Below are 563 nucleotides of genomic sequence, written 5' to 3'. Positions count from 1 at the left end.
CTGGACATATCACAAGTGCGAATGCTGACATGAGTAACGATAATGGGAGTGAAAAACTCCCACGCCGGAAGACCAAGGTTTCCTGTCCCATGCTAATCAGGGCAGGGTAAGTCGGCCCCTAAGGCGAGGCAGAAATGCGTAGTCGATGGGAAACGGGTTAATATTCCCGTACTTATATAATCAGTGATGGAGGGACGGAGAAGGCTAGGCAAGCTTGGCGTTGGTTGTCCAAGTGAAAGTGAGTAGGCTGGAGACTTAGGTAAATCCGGGTTTCTAAGGCCGAGACACGAGACGAGCTCCCAAGGTGGTGAAGTTGTTGATGCCCTGCTTCCAGGAAAAGCTTCTAAACTTATGATTATATGAACCGTACCCCAAACCGACACAGGTGGTCAGGTAGAGAATACTAAGGCGCTTGAGAGAACTCGGGTGAAGGAACTCGGCAAAATTGTACCGTAACTTCGGGAGAAGGTACGCCTCTGTTTGTGAACACTTCGCGTGGTAAGCAAATGGAGGCCGCAGTGACCAGGTGGCTGGGACTGTTTATTAAAAACACAGCACTCTGC

1 rRNA gene is annotated in these 563 nt (G+C 49.9%); it reads left to right on the top strand.

What is annotated here, in order from left to right:
• Nucleotides 1–563: ribosomal RNA gene (locus BGK61_RS00005) — 23S ribosomal RNA — on the top strand; the annotation flags it as partial.

This window comes from Alteromonas abrolhosensis, assembly GCF_001953635.1.
Taxonomy (GTDB): domain Bacteria; phylum Pseudomonadota; class Gammaproteobacteria; order Enterobacterales; family Alteromonadaceae; genus Alteromonas; species Alteromonas abrolhosensis.
Note: the sequence above shows the minus strand (reverse complement) of the source record. Positions and strands in the feature narration are given on the sequence as shown.